Source organism: Parasalinivibrio latis (genome assembly GCF_036825535.1).
GTDB classification, from domain to species: Bacteria; Pseudomonadota; Gammaproteobacteria; order Enterobacterales; family Vibrionaceae; genus Parasalinivibrio; species Parasalinivibrio latis.
Genome location: NZ_CP098813.1, coordinates 394,778 through 414,234, shown reverse-complemented (window position 1 = coordinate 414,234; position 19,457 = coordinate 394,778). Strand labels below are relative to the sequence as shown.

Sequence of the window (19,457 nt, the reverse complement as noted above, 5' to 3'; positions counted from 1 at the left end):
GATTATGGATATTCACCTGCTGAAAACCTTTGTAGCTGTTGTCCGAGAAGGCACGATTACCCGAGCATCGGAGAAATTATTTTTAAGCCAGCCGGCGGTAAGTGCGCATATAAAAGCGATGGAGGAGTCTTTGGGAGTCTGCCTGTTTGAACGGACTCCCAGAGGGATGTTCCTCACCCTTGAGGGGGAGCGTTTATTGGTTAAAGCTGAGCAAACGCTCGCTGCCCACCGGGATCTTTTGGATGAAGCAACCCGACTGCGCGGCAAACTCAGTGGTCATTTGAAGTTGGGTGTGTCTTCAAGTACGAGCCCCGAATTTGCTGGTAATTTCCTAATGCGTGTTTCCGAGCATTACCCGGATATTCAATTCTCTGTTGAGCACACCTCCACGACAGCTGAGATACTCCAGCGAGTCAAAAACGACGATCTGGATATGGGGCTTTACAATGAGTGTTGTGAACCGGAGCCTGACTTTTCCTACCGAGAATTGGGACGCTTTGATGTTTATCTGGCGGTTTCATCGGACAGTTCTGTTCACTCTGAACCAGTAGATTGGCGAGAGCTGTCCAGGTTAACCTGGATACATCCTCCTTCACATACGTGTTGTGGCATGACAGCAGAAAAATTGTTTGAAAAACACGGTTTTCGACCGGATAGCGTTATCAGTATCGATAGGGAGAGTGTGACAAGAACACTGGTAGCCGGAGGAGTGGGCGTTGGCCTGCTACATGCGGATACAGCGAAAGAAGCTGAATCAAAAGGTGAAGTCAGGCTTATATATAAAACGCCTGACCCACTGAAAGTGCTGTTGTTATTCAGGGCTGACAGAGAAAAAACTGCTTTGATTTCCTCCATCTGCAGGATATTGGAGCCGGAAGATTCAACGGTGCCTACAAGCTTAGCTCACTGTAAACCACTTTGAATTTTTCCAGAACCAGAACCATATCTTCTGTGGGCTCAATTCCTTCAGCTTTGCATTCCTTTGAGAAAAAGTCCCAATGCGCTTTGCGCCACCAGGACAGGGAGAGGTCTCCTTCTCCTTCAGCCGCAGCAAATTCAGGTGTGACGTCACTGAAGCAGCACTCAGACACTTCGGTCGTTTCGATGATGCAAAATGGATTGCCGAGGTAATCGGTAATGACTTGCAAGTGCCCGACTACGGGCATTTTCTCACCTCCCTCTTTATACCAGTACTTCATACTGCATGTGGCCGTTTTCTTTCCATCAAGAACCAACTGGGCGCAGAGATTAGCGTTGTATTCATCTGCACAAAAGTAATCGGCACTGAATGAGGTATACCTTTGTTTATGTGAAGTCGTGACGGTAGAAAGATAACGGTTTAAATACTGGTGAGCGAGAGGATTCATCTAACGTTCCAATCAAGTGAATAGATGTCAAAACTAGTCGCCTTTGGTAATTGGTGCAATATGGCTCCGCCACTTCTATGACTGGCAATGCATTTTGGGGCGAACTCGACAGGATTAGCTTTGATGAAAGACACGAGCGGGCTTGGAAGCAACGTGCGTTTTAACATTATGATCACATTTTGGCAAATATGATATCGAAAGCTTTGGAACGTGAGCATCCAGCAAGTCTTTTTTAAAATTATTATGTAGTAAAAAATCTGGTCAGGTCGAAATTATTTTTTTAGCCAAATAATGGCCTTAACATACTGAATAAAAAGCAATATGTGATGGGGTGCAGATGTAATTAAAAAAACGTATCAATTTAGATGCCGATATTCCTATATGAAGGTAAGAAAAATAGACTTTCATTTTAAATTAATAACTCCCTTGTCAAATAGTATGACAATATTTCTCCGGCTAGCAGATTGTTGATATTTATGTGTAGTGGTTGCAATAATGAATGCGAGCAAATAATAGTCAGTAACGTAAACATAAAAATAACAAAATTCAATAAATATAATAAGTTAGATATATAAAGGGAGAGGTATCTTTCATGATGAAAACAAAAGCAGCGCTGGCTGTAATTGGTTGCTTTAGCTTTATAATCCAAGCACATGCAGCAGGTTTTGATACGGTTCCAACGGTAAGCTCCTGGGCACCTTCATCCGGTGAATATCAGGTCGGTGCCAATCCGAGGATTGTCATATCCTCATCTTCTATAGGAAGTTCATCAACAATAAACAATATTACCACGACGGTCTCAGAGACCGCTGCACATTTTTCTGATGATCTGGAAAATTTGGGTCTGAATTTTTCTGTTGTGAATGGTGGTTCAACGAATAACGGAGACATCAGACTTTCTTTATTGGGTAGTTACAATTCATCTCTTGGCGATGAGGGATATATCATCGATGTTGGGAATGCGATTAATATCAGAGCCAACACAACAGCGGGGCTCTATTACGGAACCCAATCTATCCTCCAGGTATTGAAGCAAGATAGTGGACACAACAATGTGCCCAAAGGAAGGGTAGAAGATTCACCGTCACTGCCAGAACGCGGGATCATGATTGATGCCGGACGTAAGTACTGGACGAAGGAATACCTTAAAGATCTTATCCGCAACCTGGGCTGGAACAAAATGAACCGGCTCCATCTTCACCTTACTGAGTGGAATGCGTTCCGGTTGGCCAGTGACAACGCGGATTTTGACGGGCTCGCGGCTCTGGGGGCTTACACAAAATCGGATATTGATGAACTGGAGGCTTTTGCCAAGAAACACCATGTGGTTATAGTCCCGGAAATCGATATTCCAGGACACGCCAAGTTGCTGGGGGATTACAGCAAAGAGGATGCGTTCAGTTGCTACACTCTTAGCGAGCCTCAGGTTCAATGGGAGGGGTCTTCTGGCCCACGGTGGACAATTAACTACACTGGCGTTTCTCAAAACAGCCCAAATACCGGACGGGATTTTCTTGAAAACCTGCTTTCAGAGTTCGTCCCATGGTTTGATGGACCCTATTTTCACATTGGTACCGATGAGGTACCGGAAGGTTACAAGCTTAGTAACTGTGCAGAGCTGACCAACTATGTTGCCGATACGCCGTCTTTAACTAAAAATGGTGATGTGCTCGTAGAAGCGATTGATGAGCTTAACGACCATGTGAAGAGCTTGGGTAAGAAAACCCAAATGTGGAACTGGTATGAAAGACAAAGCACCACGATTGAGCCAAGCAATGACATTCTCGTGGATGTGTGGGCAGGAAATGCTGAATCGGCTTATATCAATTTAGGCTTTGATGTCATTAAAACCGGCGATGGCGGTTTTTATCTGACACCCGGCTTCGTTGATACTTTCCCGTCTAATGACACCATTTATACCTGGAACAATACAACATCGTCCCACCTGAAAGGTGTGAAGGTCAGTGTCTGGACAGACACCGCTTACACCTGGCCTGACTACCAGTTTGAAAACCTGATGTTCGAATACAGGGCTGTGTCTGCTGAGCGCAACTGGGCAGGAGCGCAGTCCTCCTCCAAGCTTTCAGGGTTCTTGTCGAAAGTTCACCAGGTTGGTGCTTCGTCATCTTATAAAGGTGAACAGAATGCGATTACAAAAGATAACTGGCAGGTTCACAACGTTTCCAGTCAGGAGACCGCTCAGGAAGATGGAAGTGCATCCAACATTTTTGACGGTGTAGGTACAACCATCTGGCATTCGAAGTATTCGGGTGGGGTAGATAGCTTCCCTCACAGTGTGGCGCTGGACCTCGGTGCCGAGTATGACTTGTATGGAGCTAGGTTCCAGGCGCGACGTAACCAGAACCAACGCAATATCAATGGATTGGTTGACAACTATAACTTCCAGGTGAGTACCGATGGCGTTACGTGGACTAACGTAGTCTCGAATGGCGAGTTTTATGATCTCGTGAATAACCGGGAAGCGCGCAGTGTGTATTTCTCCAAGAAAACCGCCAGGTATGTCCGCTTTACAGGCTTGTCTGCCACAAACGGACAGGATTTTGCTTCGCTTGCGGAACTCGATTTGTTCGGGACTTCGGTGGGCGGACAAGCCGTGACACAAAATATCGCAGATATCCAGATGCGTCCGAAAGCGGATATGAGCGTTTGTTTGGGTGTTAACCGGGAAAGCGGCAGCGTCTCGAACGGTGACCTTGCTGAACTACGCAAATGTGATCGTGACGACCCTTACCAGCGTTGGGAGAAATGGGATCAGGGAGGTGGTAACGTCTCTTTCCGTATGGCAATGGATACCACCATGTGTCTTGATATTGACCGCGGCCCTGAGAGAGTAATTAACGATGGAGATCAAATGTTGGTGTGGAAATGCCATCTTGGTCCGAACCAACAGTGGCAAGTGTCAGAAGTTGACTACGGATTCTTCAATCTCAAGTCAAAAGGCAACACCAACGCATGTATCGATATAGATGCGGTTGCTGATCCGGTTCTGACGCCAAACGACAGGATTGAAGTACAGTCATGTACATCCCATGACCAACAGCAGTGGGTATTGGTTGAATAATTAACCTGCTGAATTCTGTCTCTAAAAAGAAACACCGGAGGAATTAGTTCCTCCGGTGTTTTGTTTTGTACTTATACCGGGTTGACCGTATTCTCGGGTTTATAGTTCAACTAAGGTTTGGCGAATCAAGTTTGGCTTTTTTATTGAACGAATAGGGAGAACAGACAGGATGAGCAACATTGGATCAGGACCGGATGGGAAGCAAAGGTGCACTTGGTGTCTGGCTACCGAGGACTATATTGATTACCACGACAGAGAGTGGGGATTCCCGGTTTCGGATGATTTCCGGTTATTTGAGAAGATTTGCCTGGAGGGGTTTCAGTCTGGTTTAAGCTGGCGCACCATTTTGGTCAAACGGGAAAATTTTCGTCGCGCCTTTCACCATTTTGACTTTCACAAAGTGGCTAAATTTACAGAAGAAGATGTCGAGCGTTTGGTGGGGGATGCCGGTATTGTCCGCCACCGGGGTAAAATTGAAGCCGTGATAAACAACGCCAAACGTGCCATAGAGATGGTGGAAAAAGAAGGATCGCTTGCCGCATTTTTCTGGCGATACGAACCCGAACAGCTTGAAACGCCGGAAGTGGTTGCAACAACACCTGAGTCTGTTCAGTTGTCCAAAGATTTGAAAAAACTCGGTTGGAAATTTGTTGGCCCAACAACGGTGTACGCGTTTATGCAGGCCATGGGGCTTGTTAATGACCATGCGGTTGGCTGTGAGATCCGTGAAGCGGTAAGAAAAGCACGGGATAATTTCCAGTCACCAGCCAAAAAGTAATGTCTTCTTTCAATAATTCATAATGAAGGGCGGTTTATTCCGCCCAATGTCATATTAATCTGCGTTTTTAGCAGTCAGTACCTCATCAGCTTGCTGCAAATTTCTGTCAGGTGAGAAAACTGGCGTGCCATTTCCCGGTTCAGCCATAAGTAGCCGTAGTAGCTGATGTCGCTGCTGTCTCCTGGCTGTGATTCGTGTCCTAGTGGCACCAACTGCAAAAGAGGAATGTCTTCCTGCAATACCGCATCCACGTTTTTTTCCGCAATTTGGTTTGAAAGCGTAGTAAACATACCAGCGAGTTGTTGTTTGGCATCGGTCAGCCCAGGCATATCGCTGATTTTATCTTTGCCTTGTTGGGCATCCCAGTTGGTACTGAACAGGGTTTCAAGGTCAGCATAGAGCCGTTTTTGTATCATCAACGCATTGGAAAACAGGCCGAACTGACGACTGGACTCTTTTCGAAGATGCGGCAGAAGTGCCTGTTGTTTGTCTATGAGCGACGCAAGTTTTTCGGCATGCATAGGTTTAAATTCGGAATGTTCCATCAATACATTGTGTTGACGGTAGCATTGGGCGCTTTGCTCCAAAAACTCTTCAAGAAGGTAAATAAAGTGTCGGGTTGCCCGGTCAGGGAAAACATACAGACTTGATACCACACTGAGAACTGCCGCCCAGGCCACATTGATAATGCGCCATTTCGCTGCATCAAAATCTGCCGGGCCACCACCTGCAACAATGACCACTGTGATGGCAACCATCACAGCTGCATAGGAATATTTCTCCTGGGTGAAATACATGGCGGTAAGCAATACCGCGAGAAACAGGATGTGGTGTGTCCAATGATAGGCGTCCGGAATAAGGAACATGGTCAATCCCAATAAACCGCCTATTAACGTGCCCCAAACCCGCTGGTTTGCTTTGGTCAGCACCCCGCCGATAAGGGGAATCGCCCCAAGAATCGTAGCAGCAGTGATAAGTGCCCAATATCCATAGGGCAATTCAAACAGCCGGACGATAAGCAGAATGGCAGACATAACAAGCGTAACACGCACCATATAGAACAGGCGGGCATGCTTGATTGAAAAAAACTCGTATTGGTTCATAGGGAAATCTGAGGCGTGATATACGTGCTGCAGATCATGCTTTGGTGGTCCATAAATTTCAAGGACTGCAGCTTTTGGGGATTCGTTGGTTTAAAGACGACGAATTGGAAAAAGCATCCCTATCAATGCTTCAAGGAGGAGTAAAACACCAACAGGGATGAAAGTTATAAAAAAGTTGCCAAATTCCAATACTGTTCAGTTTTTAGAAATAATGTGTCACAGGTGTATTAGTACTTAGGGGGATATCGACCATTTGGCCATTAATATTACATTGGGCAGTTTGGTTGATTTGAGAAACCAATGTCAGCATATGTACTTGGCCATTTTCCCATTCCATTGATATTTCAATTTGACTTCGTAATCTGACGCCACTTATTGAACCGCTTGCCCATCCGTCTGGAATGCTGGGTAAAAGATCGATAAAACCGTCATGGCTTTGAACCAGCATTTCGATAACAAGTGCGGAGTACCCAAAGTTAGCTTCCAGCATTAATGGTGGGCAGGCTAACAACATATTTGGGTAAATCCCCCCTCCGTCATTGGCCATTTCAAAAACCTGGGGGCTTATAGGAGCAAATAAGTTGTTTATATGCAGATAGGTATGGTTCCCTTCTTTTAGCCGGGCCCAACATATTGCTTTCCAAACCAATGACCATCCGGTACCTCCTGTTCCTCTGAAGTCTAATGCTTTTCTTGCAGCAAGAGCGAGGCCTGGGGAATGTGAATCTGAAACTTGGGTACCTGGAAACAAGCCAAACAGATGGGATATATGACGGTGAGGATGTTCTCCTTCATCCCAATCTTCGTTCCATTCCATGATTCTGCCCTCTTTGTTAATTCTTGTAGAAGGAATTAACGGGATGGCAGCACGAATTTCCTCTATGACTGGGTCAGTTAGCCAGCCCAGCGCCTCTGCGGCCTCAAGCATCGATGAAAAATGTTCCCGAATTATCGCAAGATCCATTTCACTGCCAGAGCAAATCGCGTTGATCTCACCGTCTCTGTTCCTGTAGGTGTTTTCGGGTGAGGTAGATGGCGCCGTGGTGAGCTGACCCGAATTATCTTCTATTAACCAATCGAGCAGGAATTCAGCTGCGCCTTTCATTATTGGCCAGGCAAAATCCCGAAGGAAGCCAATGTCACCTGTAAAGCGGTAGTGTTCGATCAGATGTTGGCAAAGCCACGGACCACTCATTGGCCAGATTGCCCACTGAGAACAGTTTTCAATAATTTTGTTGTCTAAAAAGCCTACCGGAGTGGTTTGGCGGCGATAATCTGTTTGGTGGTGAGATACCCAGCCGCGCGTACCGTACATTTTCCTGGCAGTCTCCTTCCCTGCGATGCTGAGCTCTTTGATTAACCGAAACATCGGTTCATGGAGTTCAGATAGGTTGCAGACTTCCGCCGGCCAATAATTCATCTGGGTGTTGATGTTAATGGTGTAATTCGACCACCAGGGGGGGGCTACTGATTCATTCCAAATGCCCTGAAGATTTGCTGGCTGGCTTCCTGCCCTACTACTGCTGATAAGTAAGTAGCGACCAATATTGAAAAGGAGCGTGTCAAGGTCAAGATCGAAGCCTTTGTTGTGCCTTTCAATGATACGCCGTTCAGTTGGTAATAACGGCTTAACAGAGTTATTTGCGCTCAACTGAAATTTGACACGGTTGTAATAACTCGAAAAATCAGAGTAGTGATCTGTAAACAATTCAGCAGCCGTAGTTTGACGTTGTTTTGATAATACGTCCCGGCAGTGATCCAAAGGGGAAGGGTTTAAATCACTGACACCAATTACGACCAGTACAGTGCAATAGCTGAAATCAGAGAGAATGAGTCTTCCATCCTCATGATGCAGCGTACCGTCGTGTTGACTGAAATCAGCAACAACTGCAAACGTTCTGGGAGCAGGGACTGAGTATTCCACCAAGCCTCCGTCAGGGGCCCTGTCATCTACACCGTTCCAAACAACGTTAGCAGGGGTTTCACCTTCTAACTCCAGACTTGCAGTGTTGTTGCTCACCTTGTGGCGAAGCTTCGAGTTGAGTGAAAAGGTAGCGTTGCCCCGATGGCCGTCAGCCATTTGAACACTGAAACATATAACGTTGTGAGGCTTTGAAACAAAGTAGGTTCTGCGGGAAATCCGATTGTCTACGAATGCTGTACCTTCCTCCAGGCTCAACACTCGTTGATAGCCATTGTTAGTATTGAACGTATCATGCCAGTCGATAGTTAAATCGCCGGCTGGAAGATACGGTTGATTAAACTCTGTAAGCATTTTTTCCTCACAGAGGTTCTGGGCGTCTCTATATAGACCATCGGAAATTAAATCTCGTACTTTTGTAAGGGTTTCGGGAACTCCCTTACGCGGCTCCGGTGCGGTACCACCGGCCCAAAGACAATCATGGTTTAAAGAGAGTTTTTCATTCTTGTTGGCACCGTAAACCATTGCACCCAGTGTGCCATTCCCAATTGGATAAGCGCAGTTGAAGTTTTCTGCTTCAATATCGGAGTAAAGAAAATCAGTACCATTTAACATTACCGGATGATTTAGCATTATTCTTTTACCCCACCACTAGTGAGGCCTTGAGTGATAAACCTCAAACCAAATACAACAATGATGAGTGCGGGTACGGCAAGAAGTACAAGGCTGGCGTTATATCTGCCAATGTCATCCGGTGTTGCTCCAAGGTATTCCTTAAAACGCATTACTGCTTGTGCTGCTGTTGTTTTGTCTGGGTCGGTCAAAAACAGTGATGGAAACAGAAAATCTTGCATTGACCACATCATGGACAAAGTGGCCAGGTTGATGGCAGCAGGTCTACTTATTGGCATAAACACTTGCCAGAAAATTTGGGTATGACTGGCTCCATCGATAACTGCAGCTTCAACAAATGAGCGAGGAATTCCGTCAGCAAAGTTTCGCATTAGCAGCACACCGAATGGGAGTGTAAGAGCTGCTTCAGGCAGTGATACTCCCAGTAAGGTGTCACGTAAACCTACCTCTTTGGTAATAAAAAAGAGAGGCACCAGAATAGATGTTGCAGGTACAGCAAGAAACATCAGCACTACGAAGTAAAACAGTTCTTTGTACTTGAAATCAAAATACGCAAATCCGTAGCCAGCCAAACTTGATACAGCAACCACAAAAAACGCATGTTGAGCTGCGATAATAAATGAATTTATATAGGTAGAGTGGAGTTGAATGCCACCAATATCCCCGAAAATAACATCATAAAAATTCTGCCAACCATTAAAAACGAGAGCTTTGTTCACTGCAGCAATAATTGGAAGTGCCCAAATTACACCCAGGAAAGTAACGAATATAATCATCAGCGCTCTTTCCGATTTTCTTCTATATAAAAAATCTTGATTTTGCATTTGGAAATCCTATTACTTTCGACTAATCAGAAGTTGAATAGCAGAAATGATTAGTGAAACAATCATAACCAACAGAGCGGCAGCTGATGCATAGCCCAAATTTGTGCCTGAGGTAGAGAAGTTATATACGTACGTGCCGGTTATTTCAGTTGAACCTGCAGGCCCTCCCCCGGTAGAAAAGAACACCACATCAAAGGCCCTAAACGACATCAATAGTGTCGAAATGATAATTGTCTTGTGTGTGCCCTTCATTAAAGGGAACAAAATTTGTGCAAAGAGTCTTGGTGTACTTGCACCATCCAGGACGGCGGCCTCTATCAGTGATGTGTTGATGTTACTTAAATTGGCAGTGTAATAGAGAACCGGTAAACCAATTAGATAAACAAATAGTACTATAACAACACCAAACGCAAGATTAGGTTCAATTAACCAACTTTGGGCAAGTGCGTCCAAACCTATGTTGCGCAGCGTTTCATTTACTGAGCCATATCTCGACTCAAGCATATTACGAAATACAGTGGCAACTAATGCCAATGGCATTAATGTTGGCAGTAAGAAAATACCGTAATAAAGTGACTTCCCACGTACACCGGAAGAAAGTGTGACTGCAATGAAAAAGCCAATTGTCAGACCTGCAATAATACTGACAGCAGCAAAAATAAAGTTGTTTTCCAGTGCGGTTATGAAACTCGGGTCAGTTAGAAGGAGTTCAAAATTCTTAAACCCAACCCATTTCCCATTTACCAGAGCCATAGATATTTTCTGAAACGCGGTCTTAATAAGAAATCCGGCGCTGAATACATAGTAGACCAAGTAAAATAGAGCTAGTGGGCCAAAGAATATGAGAAACTCCTTCAGTGAAGGTTTCCAAATGGTGCGTTTTTGAGCCTGCATAATAAAACTCATTTTGTTATTTGTGACTAATTTGGAGCGGCACGTACTGCCGCTCCAACGGTAGATTAGAAATCGTTGGAATATCTACCGCTTTCCCACTCGCTTTGTAGCATTTCAACCTGCGATTGAGTGTCTTTTCCATTTACGATAGATGATATGATGGTATCACCGACTTTCGCGGAAAAATCTGATACATTGTTGCGGTCGCTGCCGGGGTTTGAGAGCAGAGACGCTGTTTCCTCGTAGCCTTTTCGGGCTGCTTCGGTGGAGAAAATACCCTCTGGCAGCTCATAGCCGATTTTGGTGGGCACCATGAAGAGATTTTCACTCCATACATCTACTCCGGCACCATGAGTAATAAATTCAATGAACTTAACCGCTTCTTTCTTATTCTCTGAATTTAGTGGAACAGAAAGACCCACTTCTATAAACGATCTGAGTGACTTCTTTCCGCCCTCAACGACTACAGGAAAACCGGAAGCCGTTACATTGTTTAATGTAATTCCATTAGCTTCCCTGAATGGTGCGGATAAAATACCGGACTCCCAGCTTCCCTGAAGAAACATAACCGATTTTTGAGTTTGGAAGAGTTCCACTGCTCGGGCATAGTCAATGTCAAGGGTATCTTTGCTGAAGATACCGTCATTATACAGTGATACCAACGTGTCAAATGTTTTGCTGTATTCTTCACTTTGCCACTTACCGCCCTCGTCATAGCGGATTAAATTAAATAGCCCTGGTTTTACTTGCTCAGAAATAGTATTTGCTATTTCATCAAGGAACCAATTTGCACCTGTAAATGAAATCGGCAAAAGATCAGGTCTCTTGGTCTCAATTGTTTTCACAAAAGAGGCAAGTTCCTCACGATTTTGAGGAACAGACAGACCGAGTTCATCCATCAGATCCTTGTTATAGAACGCCACTACAGAGCCTAGCATTCCCATAGGAGCAATATAAAGCACGCCATTGTCAGCAAGGCTTTTTGCCTGTGATAAAGCTGAATTATTAAGTTGCGTTTCAATTTCTGAATTCGCATGCTTTGAATAAAGGGGAGTTAAGGGTTCAAGAAAATCTTTTACAACATTAACCATCGTGCTGGTTTGTACAGCGGCAACATCAATGCTGTCACCAGAGGCCAGTGCAAGTGGTAATCTGTCCTGATAGGCTGTTGATTCCAAAAGCGTAAGATTCACATCAATATCTGGGTTCTCTTCTTCGAATTTTTCAATAACGGCATTGAGTGTTGATTCTGACGGTGCCCAAGTCCAAAAATTAATAGTTGTTTTAGCAATGGCAAAATTGCTCATTAGCACTGTTGCCAATATTGATGCTTTCATTCCGTTGTTCATCTTTTCATCCTTCCTTTGCGTCGTACGTTATATTGTCAATCTATTTCCAGATACAGTGTCAAATAGATACTGTGAAGTTTTGGGTATTCTTAAACCGACTTTTTTCCCCTGAAGATGATATTGGTTACCGGACATTTTGCAGGTTATTGATGCACCTTCTCCTCCATTTATGACTATATTCCCTTCAACTTTTATTTTTGATATATCGACAGAAACGTGGACCAGAGTTTCAGAGCCAAGTACTTCAACCGAGGAGCAAATACCGGTCATATCTGTATTGAATAGATCTTCCGATATTTCTACAGATTCAGGTCTTATGCCTATGGTAATATTTGAATAGCTAACACCATTTAACTCTTCTCCTGCGATGAAATTCATTGGAGGAGAACCCATAAAGCTGGCAACGAATAAATTTTCTGGGTTGCTGTAAATATCCCAAGGGCTCCCTATTTGCTGGATATTTCCATTGAACAATACAACGATTTTATCGGCCATTGTCATGGCTTCAATTTGGTCATGTGTAACATACAATGTGGTGATCCCCAGGCTTTTTTGTAGCTCAGAAATTTCCACTCGCATCTGCATTCGCAATTTTGCATCCAAATTAGACAGTGGTTCATCCATGAGAAAAACAGAGGGTTTACGAACCAATGCCCGGCCCATCGCAACACGTTGTCGCTGACCACCAGACAGTTGTCCTGGTTTTCGTTCAAGTAGATGCCCCAACTCCAGCAGATTAGCAACGTCAGACACTCTTTTGCTGATTTCTTCTTTCTTCTCTTTGCGCAGTTTTAGGGGGTAACCGATGTTTTGGGCAACAGTCATGTGCGGATACAAAGCGTAGTTTTGGAAGACCATTGCAATATCGCGTTCTTTGGGATGGGTATTAACCACAGATTTGCCTGAAATCACCAAATCTCCGGCGGTAATCGTTTCCAATCCAGCAATCATGCGTAAAAGTGTCGACTTTCCACATCCAGATGGGCCGAGTAATACTACGAATTCACCCTCGTTGATAACTAGTGAGACGTCCTTAACGGCATAGTTGTCTCCCCCATAAGATTTGGCAATATCCTTCAGTTCTAGATGCATTGGGCTTCCCTTAAATACCTAACTTCCACAGTGCGTACGTTCCATATACAAAATCGAATTGTATATATGATCATCATTAATGTAAAAAAAACGTTATCAAAAAAGTGATCGATATCTAGATAGTGAGTTTTTTTGATAACAGTTATGTGTTATCGATTCTGGTCAGTTCATACATTCTTTCAAATAGGCCAAACCTTATTAAGTGAATGTAAAATATATATATTTAGTAATTTCTCTTGCATGGATTATTTGGATAGAGTTGTGTGTACATATGAGGGAAACCTTATTCTTTTATGAATGAAACAACATTTGTAAAATGAAACGATTTCAATTTATAGTTAACCCTGCAAGTGTTAATGATATGTTACAACAAATAATGCAGGAGTGCATAATATGAAATATGGCGTACAAGGTAGTATCGCTGCAATGTTGTTTTCTGCGAGCTTACACGCCGCAACAATACCTCAATCAGGGCAGGTTCCTTGGTCATTAGATGATTCAAACAGAATGGATGAAGTGTCCTACCTTATGGCCGCGGCGGCTAAAAGGCCGGATACTGTTCATTTGGTGGATTTTGGCAATCCAAAACATGCGTGGCTAAGCAGTTTCGATCAGGGAGAATACCTTGAGTGGGATGTCAGTTTGTCTCAAGGCGAGGAGTTTGTCGTAACTCAATATCTGAATACTGCGGCCTCTGGAGAGAGTTTCAAACTTGAGGTTGTAGGTGGTGACAGTCTTGACTTCACACCAAATTCTCACGGTTGGAGCCGTGAAGAAGTAGGTTCTCTTTATATTCCCGCAGGGAACAACACACTAAAACTTACGCGTTTATCCAACCACGGTGGTGTAGAGATTAGATCTCTTGAATTAGTAGGCGCAGGTGACAAACAGGCTCGAGATATACGCATTCAATCATTTAAGTCTGATGGTACCGAATTTACGGAACACAGATATGGTGTCATGCTTCAGTATGGTCCATGGGGATACCCGCAATCGGGTCCTAAAAAATCAATGGAACAGCAAACCGCAGATTTTGATGTTTCATCATTCGTAAATATGATTAAGAGCACTGGTGCTGACTATGTGATTTGGTCTGCCACGTGGTGGGAATTTAAGTGGTCTGCACCGATTGTAGCTGTCGATAATATTGTTGGTCATTCCGACCTCACCACTGATCGGGATTTGTTTGGAGAGATTGCGACTGCATTGGATTTCGAAGGAATTGATTTCTACCTTTATTACCATACGGGTCAGGATAGCCATTTAGGATATAACTCAACGCAATGGTGGCAGGCGCAAAATTGGCCAGATAGCTATAGGTCATCAGGTACTGGAAATCGCGATACATTTTTCAATAACTGGATGTCAGTTGTTAGAGATGTAGGTGAAAGATACGGTGAACTTCTGGATGGCTGGTTCTTTGATGATGGAGGCGTAGTGTACTATCCGGCTCCGTTTGAACAACTTGGAGCAGCAGCTAAAGCAGGTAACCCTAATCGACTGATATCATACAACCCATGGGTTGCTGCACATGTGTCTGATTTCGAAGATGTGTCTTTCGGGGAAGAGTGTAAGGTTGAGGGTGCACCTATCGGTGGCAATGGAATCTTGACTTCTACCGGCGACAAAGGAGTTTACGGTCACTGTATGCATCCAATGGAAAACACATGGGGTGTTTACCATGAAAATCAGGTGATTGGTTCAAGCAGATACACCGTAGATTCTGCATATGCGTCTGTACTGGATCACATTGACCGACGTTCACCAGTGTCATTTAACATGATGATGCACGAAGACGGCTCTGTTTCTCCTGAATCTTTAGCCGTTCTTCAAGGGCTTAAAACACGTATTGAGGAAGGATCGCCGTGCGGATTCAGTTGTGACGAGTTAAATGATACGGACCCGAAAATTACCAAACTCGGCAGTTGGAATGTTGCAACAAACCGTAATGCCGGAGACTTCAATGATGATGTGTCTTGGACGCAAAATAATGGTGACTCGGTTATCCTGAATTTCAACGGTTCTGGCATCAAGGTGTTTATGCCAACAAGTGGCGGGCAGGGCGATTTTGAAGTGTACCTCGATGGAGTGTCTAAAGGCGTATTTTCTGCATATTCCAGTGGCTACAACCCAATTGTTAATGTCTATGCAATAGAAGGACTGGATAACTCATCTCATACAATCACTCTGACCAAGCGCAGTGGTACGTATATGCAACTGGATAAGTTTGAGGTGTATAACCACGTTACAGTATTGAATGATGACAATGCATCCATTCAATATTTCGGTAGCTGGAATACATCTGAGAATCGTCCTGGGGGTGATTACAACAATGATGTGACGTACACATCTACAGCCGGTGATTATGCACAGTTTTCATTTGATGGAACGGCTGTTTCAATTGTTATGCCGACTTATACGGATTATGCTGACTTTGAGGTTTTTGTTGATAATGTAAGTCAGGGTGTCTTCTCATCTAGTAACTCGGGCAGCGTATATTTACCACAGCGTTCAGTCTTTGAGGTGAAGGGCCTGTCGGCTGGAAACCATACTATCCGGATAGAAAAGGAGAGTGGACAATATCTGCAGATTGACGCGGTTCAGTTTATCGATTCAAGTCAAAAAGTTGTTCGCATAAACAACACCGATTCATCAATTGAATATGCTGGTAGTTGGCAAGTTGCTGGGAACAGAGGCGCGGGTGATTATCAAGATGATGTTTCGTATACCGGTGACGTTGGTGGTAGTGCAAAACTGACATTTTACGGGAAAGGCATACGTATGATTGGCCCGTTCGGCCCAGACCAAGCTATTGCGGATATATATTTAGATAACGTATATCAAGGTGCTCTGAATACCAATTCGTCTGCATATAATTCACAACAGGTCTATTTTGAGTCAGGAACATTGTCTGAAGGCCAGCACACCATTGAGTTTAGAAAATCATCTGGTAATTGGTTGCAACTCGATGCCTTTGATATTGTTCGCTAAGTATCTTGGGATTATTTAAATCTAGAACCAATGTTGTGGTAAAGAAGATATTTTTAAAGCCAACTGGCAGATAGAGAGAAACAAAGGCGGAAGTTGATTTCCGCCTTTGTTATTTCTAAATATTAGGATCCATTGGATGGGGCTGGCCTGTACCGGTTTCAAGATAGTTTTTCAGGCTGTTGCCAAAGAACAGTCCCCATTTGCAATTGCAGTGCATAAAGAACTTGTCGGCTTCCGGCCAACCATGATTGGCAAACTCCAGCGCCACGCCACGTTCGTCCGGCACAATATCAAAGGTGAAATCCTCTGTACCTGCCCATGGTCCTTCTAAACACTTCCATTTTACCTGCTTTCCGGGGGTAAGCCCGGTTATCTCCATATCAACGACATGGTCGCAGTTTTGCCCGAAGTAGAACGTTGCTTTGTTTCCTACCTGGGGTTCGGTCTTGCATTTTGTCCACCAGGATGAAAGCCCCTCTGAGGTGGTCAGTGCACGGTATAGGCTGTCAGCATCAGTTTCAATGACTACGCGGTGAAGAATATCTGCCATGATGTTTCTCCTTTGTCTGTCGGTGAATTGAGTTTTCATGGTTAACCATATGGTTAACTGTTTGGGTAAAGAAAAAGCACCGAAGTGCTTGTATTCAAATTTGTTAACTGTTGCTTAGGCCAGAGTGGCTTCTAAAGAGGCAAGGCAGGTAGTCCAGCCGTGCTTGTGTCCATCATAGGCTTGTTGGTTTGGCAGCTTTTCATGGGTCAACCGAAGCAGGGTACTTGTGCCTTCATCAGTGAATTCAATGGTCACCAGTGTGGTCGCTTCGTGTCCGGCACATCCTTGGCAGCTTTGGCTAGCCAAAACCCAGGTAAAGGCAAGACGCCGGTTTTTTTCCACGTCGATATAGGTACCAAAATGGCGTATTGGTGTGCCATCCGGGCCTTCCTGGACAATTTCATACCGGCCACCGGGCCTGACATCCAGGGTAATCGACGTAACGGGATAACTTGCTGCACCAAACCATTTTTGCATAAGGGTGTCCTGACACCATGCCTCAAAAACACGGCTGACAGATGCCTGGTATCGTCTTTCAAGATTGAGAACTGCATATCCGTTTTGGGTTGATGTGGCATCCATTACCGTTCCTTACTGTCCGTTGTAATAAACGAATCCAATTCATCCAGGCGCTGGTTCCAATACGACTTATAAAATGCCAGCCAGCGGGAAACCTCACTGAGTGGTTCAGCATTCAAAGTGCACCAGTGCTCGCGACCGACAACTGTCCGTTCCATTAAGCCAGCTCGTTCCAGTACTTTCAGGTGCTTGGTGATTGCCGGCTTGCTGATATTAAAAGGTACCGATAGCTCCCGGACGGTGGCCTGACCCTGCATTAGGCGATGAACCATTGCACGCCGTGTCGGGTCAGACAGCGCGGAAAAGATCCGGTCCAGATTTTGTTTTTCATTGTTAACCATAAGGTGAACTTTAGATTAGGGTGCCAACTACTGTCTGTATCACTGATGAGACGTAAAAGGAATGGAGAGGTTCAAGGCTGGTTTGGCATGTTGGCACGTTCTCTTATTGCCACGTTTTTCCGCCATGTTTGGGCGTCAATTGACAGTCGTACGCTATCCCACCATTGGTGCTTAAAATATCGAGCGTCCTTAATTCGTGCTTCTTCCACCAGACCCAGTTGGCGGCAAAGGGCAATGGCTGAACGGTTCTCTCCTATGGTTTCAGCATAAACCCTGCTGACACCGAGGGTTTCAAAACCAAATGCCATCAGTGCATGTGAAGCTTCTTTAGCGTAACCCGTGCCATGAAAACCGCGAACAAGCCCACAGCCCATTGAGGCATTGTTTCCTTCACGCCTGATACCACAGGTACCCACAAATCGGTGGGAAGTTTTTTCTGTGATTGCCAGCTGGTAAGCAGTGCGCGGGTTCTGTTGAGCCTGCTGGATAAACAGATCGACAAGGGAAGCAGCTTTTTCGTCAGAGCAATCTTCTTCGCTGTAGAAACGCTGGTATTTGGCATCCCTGTTCATCGCCAGGTAATCACTCAGGTCACTGGGGAGAAAGTTCCTGAGTATTAAGTTGGGAGTCCACAGCACAAAGTGATCTTGGTCTGGCATGTTACATCCTTGTCAGTTGAGGTTGGACGGAAACAGGGGTATAAAGCGCATCCCCTATTCGTTACGTTAATTGATGTGCCACAAATGAGCAAAAAACCTGATTTGAAAAGTGCCATGCTTCAGCTCATCGGGCAGGTGAAAGATGAATTGCCGCTTTATGAATCCGATACGTTTTATTGCGGGCCTGATAACAACTGTATCGGCTGTCCGAAAAAGCTGATGGAGCTGGTGGATACTGAAGTGTGTTACTGGGAAAGTGCCATCGAACGTGGGATTATTCCCAAGTTTGATGAAATCAGGTTGTTTGGAAAGTTATGTAAAAATGTTCGCCGGGGTCTGGTACGTAATGGAATATTGGATAGCTGAAACCATTCTGCGCCAAGGGCTGTTAATTTTGGAAACTAAGATTGAAGCCATTTCCCGATGAGTAAAGTGGCGTATTTTCCTTTTAAACAGTGAGAACCCAACAAACTAAAGGGCTGGGGGCAAATATGACACCACAAGAACAGGAACTGATTCAGAAACTGGCAGACAAATTGGGTGCCAACCAGGGAAAGGCAAAAGACCCCGAAGCCGAGAAACTCATCACAGACCGAATCGCCTCACAGCCGGATATAGTTTACCGACTGACTCAACTGGCACTGGCGCAGGAAGTGGCGCTTAAAGATATGAAAGACCGCAACGACTACCTGCAGCGTAATGCGGAATATTATAAACAGGAGTCCCAACGCGGCAGTTTCAGCCGTATGTTTGGTGGTGACCGCCAGCCACCACAGCCGCCACAGCCAGCTTATCGACCAAGTGCTTTCGGCGGCTTCATGCAAACAGCTGCTGGTGTCGCTGCGGGTATGGTTGCCGGCAGTGCATTGAGCCACCTGTTCTTTGGCGGTGAACATGAGCAGCCTGTTGTTGAAGACATTACCAATAACACCATCATTGAAGAGCAGCCAGACGGCCAGACTGACGCTCAACAGGATAATGGTTCTGATGCAGCCACTGCTGATGCTGGAAGTTCAGACAGCAGTTTCCTGCAAGGCACCGATTCCTACACCCAGGATTATACCGGTGGCTGGAATCAGGGAACCGGATTTGATGATAACAATGGGTTTGGCGACAGCGGTTTCAGCGATGACTCCGGGTTTGCTAATACAGGCTTTGATGATGATCCAAACCGCTTTGGCGGAGATGACAGCTCATTTGGTGACAGTGGCTTCGGTGGGGATGACTTCGGCGGTTTTGACGACGATACCTTTTAATACGGCCAACATAAAACATAATCGCCGGGATCTTCCCG

The 19,457-nt window shown here is 44.9% G+C and carries 17 protein-coding genes; 6 read left to right on the top strand and 11 right to left on the bottom strand.

The features are described from left to right. The first annotated feature begins 4 nt into the window (after positions 1-4). A complete protein-coding gene (locus NF212_RS19010; RefSeq protein WP_434362350.1) occupies positions 5-922 on the top strand; it encodes a LysR family transcriptional regulator in 918 nt (305 codons plus the stop codon). On the opposite strand, the gene NF212_RS19005 is transcribed toward NF212_RS19010, so the two are convergent. Beyond that, positions 891-1,367: an ASCH domain-containing protein gene (locus NF212_RS19005; RefSeq protein WP_434362348.1), complete on the bottom strand. Its 477-nt coding sequence runs from the start codon at positions 1,365-1,367 to the stop codon at positions 891-893. The genes NF212_RS19010 and NF212_RS19005 overlap by 32 nt on opposite strands. A gap of 592 nt (positions 1,368-1,959) precedes the next feature. Here NF212_RS19005 and NF212_RS19000 point away from each other — a divergent pair. Continuing rightward, on the top strand, positions 1,960-4,449 hold the full coding sequence (locus NF212_RS19000; protein WP_434362347.1) for a family 20 glycosylhydrolase: 2,490 nt from the start codon (positions 1,960-1,962) through the stop codon (positions 4,447-4,449). 169 nt (positions 4,450-4,618) lie between these two features. Then, on the top strand, positions 4,619-5,227 hold the full coding sequence (locus NF212_RS18995; RefSeq protein WP_434362346.1) for a DNA-3-methyladenine glycosylase I: 609 nt from the start codon (positions 4,619-4,621) through the stop codon (positions 5,225-5,227). A 74-nt stretch (positions 5,228-5,301) separates the two neighbouring features. Here the strand turns inward: NF212_RS18995 and NF212_RS18990 are convergent, their stop codons facing one another. From NF212_RS18990 to NF212_RS18965, 6 genes are all read right to left on the bottom strand, one after another. Beyond that, the gene (locus tag NF212_RS18990) at positions 5,302-6,330 is read right to left on the bottom strand and encodes an FUSC family protein (protein WP_434362345.1); all 1,029 of its coding nucleotides are present in this window, start codon (positions 6,328-6,330) and stop codon (positions 5,302-5,304) included. A gap of 202 nt (positions 6,331-6,532) precedes the next feature. Continuing rightward, positions 6,533-8,884: a glycosyl hydrolase family 95 catalytic domain-containing protein gene (locus NF212_RS18985; RefSeq protein WP_434362344.1), complete on the bottom strand. Its 2,352-nt coding sequence runs from the start codon at positions 8,882-8,884 to the stop codon at positions 6,533-6,535. Continuing rightward, positions 8,884-9,708, bottom strand: a complete 825-nt coding sequence (locus tag NF212_RS18980; RefSeq protein ID WP_434362343.1) for a carbohydrate ABC transporter permease — start codon at positions 9,706-9,708, stop codon at positions 8,884-8,886. The genes NF212_RS18985 and NF212_RS18980 overlap by 1 nt, the downstream gene beginning before the upstream one ends. Positions 9,709-9,720: 12 nt before the next feature. Next, the gene (locus NF212_RS18975) at positions 9,721-10,602 is read right to left on the bottom strand and encodes a carbohydrate ABC transporter permease (RefSeq protein ID WP_434362341.1); all 882 of its coding nucleotides are present in this window, start codon (positions 10,600-10,602) and stop codon (positions 9,721-9,723) included. A 65-nt stretch (positions 10,603-10,667) separates the two neighbouring features. After that, a complete protein-coding gene (locus NF212_RS18970) occupies positions 10,668-11,951 on the bottom strand; it encodes an ABC transporter substrate-binding protein (RefSeq protein ID WP_434362339.1) in 1,284 nt (427 codons plus the stop codon). 27 nt (positions 11,952-11,978) lie between these two features. Next, complete coding sequence (locus tag NF212_RS18965) at positions 11,979-13,043, bottom strand: ABC transporter ATP-binding protein (protein ID WP_434362338.1); 1,065 nt, start codon at positions 13,041-13,043, stop codon at positions 11,979-11,981. A gap of 393 nt (positions 13,044-13,436) precedes the next feature. Here NF212_RS18965 and NF212_RS18960 point away from each other — a divergent pair, with 393 nt between their 5' ends. After that, complete coding sequence (locus NF212_RS18960) at positions 13,437-16,034, top strand: alpha-L-fucosidase (protein WP_434362337.1); 2,598 nt, start codon at positions 13,437-13,439, stop codon at positions 16,032-16,034. A 115-nt stretch (positions 16,035-16,149) separates the two neighbouring features. Here NF212_RS18960 and NF212_RS18955 read toward each other — a convergent pair whose 3' ends face one another. From NF212_RS18955 to NF212_RS18940, 4 genes are all read right to left on the bottom strand, one after another. After that, entirely contained in the window at positions 16,150-16,584 is a 435-nt protein-coding gene (locus NF212_RS18955) for an SRPBCC family protein (RefSeq protein ID WP_434362336.1), read from the bottom strand. A gap of 114 nt (positions 16,585-16,698) precedes the next feature. Beyond that, the gene (locus NF212_RS18950) at positions 16,699-17,166 is read right to left on the bottom strand and encodes an SRPBCC family protein (RefSeq protein ID WP_434362335.1); all 468 of its coding nucleotides are present in this window, start codon (positions 17,164-17,166) and stop codon (positions 16,699-16,701) included. Continuing rightward, positions 17,166-17,504, bottom strand: coding sequence for an ArsR/SmtB family transcription factor (locus NF212_RS18945; RefSeq protein WP_434362334.1), 339 nt, complete (start codon positions 17,502-17,504; stop codon positions 17,166-17,168). Before NF212_RS18945 ends, NF212_RS18950 begins: the two co-directional genes overlap by 1 nt. Before the next feature lie 71 nt (positions 17,505-17,575). Next, entirely contained in the window at positions 17,576-18,163 is a 588-nt protein-coding gene (locus tag NF212_RS18940; RefSeq protein ID WP_434362332.1) for a GNAT family N-acetyltransferase, read from the bottom strand. Between the two features lie 84 nt (positions 18,164-18,247). Here NF212_RS18940 and NF212_RS18935 point away from each other — a divergent pair, with 84 nt between their 5' ends. Together NF212_RS18935 and NF212_RS18930 are read left to right on the top strand one after the other, a co-directional pair. After that, positions 18,248-18,529 carry a hypothetical protein gene (locus NF212_RS18935; RefSeq protein ID WP_434362331.1) on the top strand — a complete coding sequence of 94 codons (282 nt, stop codon included), beginning with the start codon at positions 18,248-18,250 and terminating at the stop codon, positions 18,527-18,529. A 125-nt stretch (positions 18,530-18,654) separates the two neighbouring features. Continuing rightward, the gene (locus NF212_RS18930; RefSeq protein WP_434362330.1) at positions 18,655-19,419 is read left to right on the top strand and encodes a DUF2076 domain-containing protein; all 765 of its coding nucleotides are present in this window, start codon (positions 18,655-18,657) and stop codon (positions 19,417-19,419) included. Positions 19,420-19,457 lie beyond the last annotated feature (38 nt).

Excerpts from the sequence above, each read along its gene's own strand:
- NF212_RS19010 (WP_434362350.1), top strand. The coding sequence starts at position 5 with ATGGATATTCACCTGCTGAAAACCTTTGTAGCTGTTGTCCGAGAAGGC.
- NF212_RS19005 (WP_434362348.1), bottom strand. The coding sequence starts at position 1,367 with ATGAATCCTCTCGCTCACCAGTATTTAAACCGTTATCTTTCTACCGTC.
- NF212_RS19000 (WP_434362347.1), top strand. The coding sequence starts at position 1,960 with ATGATGAAAACAAAAGCAGCGCTGGCTGTAATTGGTTGCTTTAGCTTT.
- NF212_RS18995 (WP_434362346.1), top strand. The coding sequence starts at position 4,619 with ATGAGCAACATTGGATCAGGACCGGATGGGAAGCAAAGGTGCACTTGG.
- NF212_RS18990 (WP_434362345.1), bottom strand. The coding sequence starts at position 6,330 with ATGAACCAATACGAGTTTTTTTCAATCAAGCATGCCCGCCTGTTCTAT.
- NF212_RS18985 (WP_434362344.1), bottom strand. The coding sequence starts at position 8,884 with ATGCTAAATCATCCGGTAATGTTAAATGGTACTGATTTTCTTTACTCC.
- NF212_RS18980 (WP_434362343.1), bottom strand. The coding sequence starts at position 9,708 with ATGCAAAATCAAGATTTTTTATATAGAAGAAAATCGGAAAGAGCGCTG.
- NF212_RS18975 (WP_434362341.1), bottom strand. The coding sequence starts at position 10,602 with ATGCAGGCTCAAAAACGCACCATTTGGAAACCTTCACTGAAGGAGTTT.
- NF212_RS18970 (WP_434362339.1), bottom strand. The coding sequence starts at position 11,951 with ATGAACAACGGAATGAAAGCATCAATATTGGCAACAGTGCTAATGAGC.
- NF212_RS18965 (WP_434362338.1), bottom strand. The coding sequence starts at position 13,043 with ATGCATCTAGAACTGAAGGATATTGCCAAATCTTATGGGGGAGACAAC.
- NF212_RS18960 (WP_434362337.1), top strand. The coding sequence starts at position 13,437 with ATGAAATATGGCGTACAAGGTAGTATCGCTGCAATGTTGTTTTCTGCG.
- NF212_RS18955 (WP_434362336.1), bottom strand. The coding sequence starts at position 16,584 with ATGGCAGATATTCTTCACCGCGTAGTCATTGAAACTGATGCTGACAGC.
- NF212_RS18950 (WP_434362335.1), bottom strand. The coding sequence starts at position 17,166 with ATGGATGCCACATCAACCCAAAACGGATATGCAGTTCTCAATCTTGAA.
- NF212_RS18945 (WP_434362334.1), bottom strand. The coding sequence starts at position 17,504 with ATGGTTAACAATGAAAAACAAAATCTGGACCGGATCTTTTCCGCGCTG.
- NF212_RS18940 (WP_434362332.1), bottom strand. The coding sequence starts at position 18,163 with ATGCCAGACCAAGATCACTTTGTGCTGTGGACTCCCAACTTAATACTC.
- NF212_RS18935 (WP_434362331.1), top strand. The coding sequence starts at position 18,248 with ATGAGCAAAAAACCTGATTTGAAAAGTGCCATGCTTCAGCTCATCGGG.
- NF212_RS18930 (WP_434362330.1), top strand. The coding sequence starts at position 18,655 with ATGACACCACAAGAACAGGAACTGATTCAGAAACTGGCAGACAAATTG.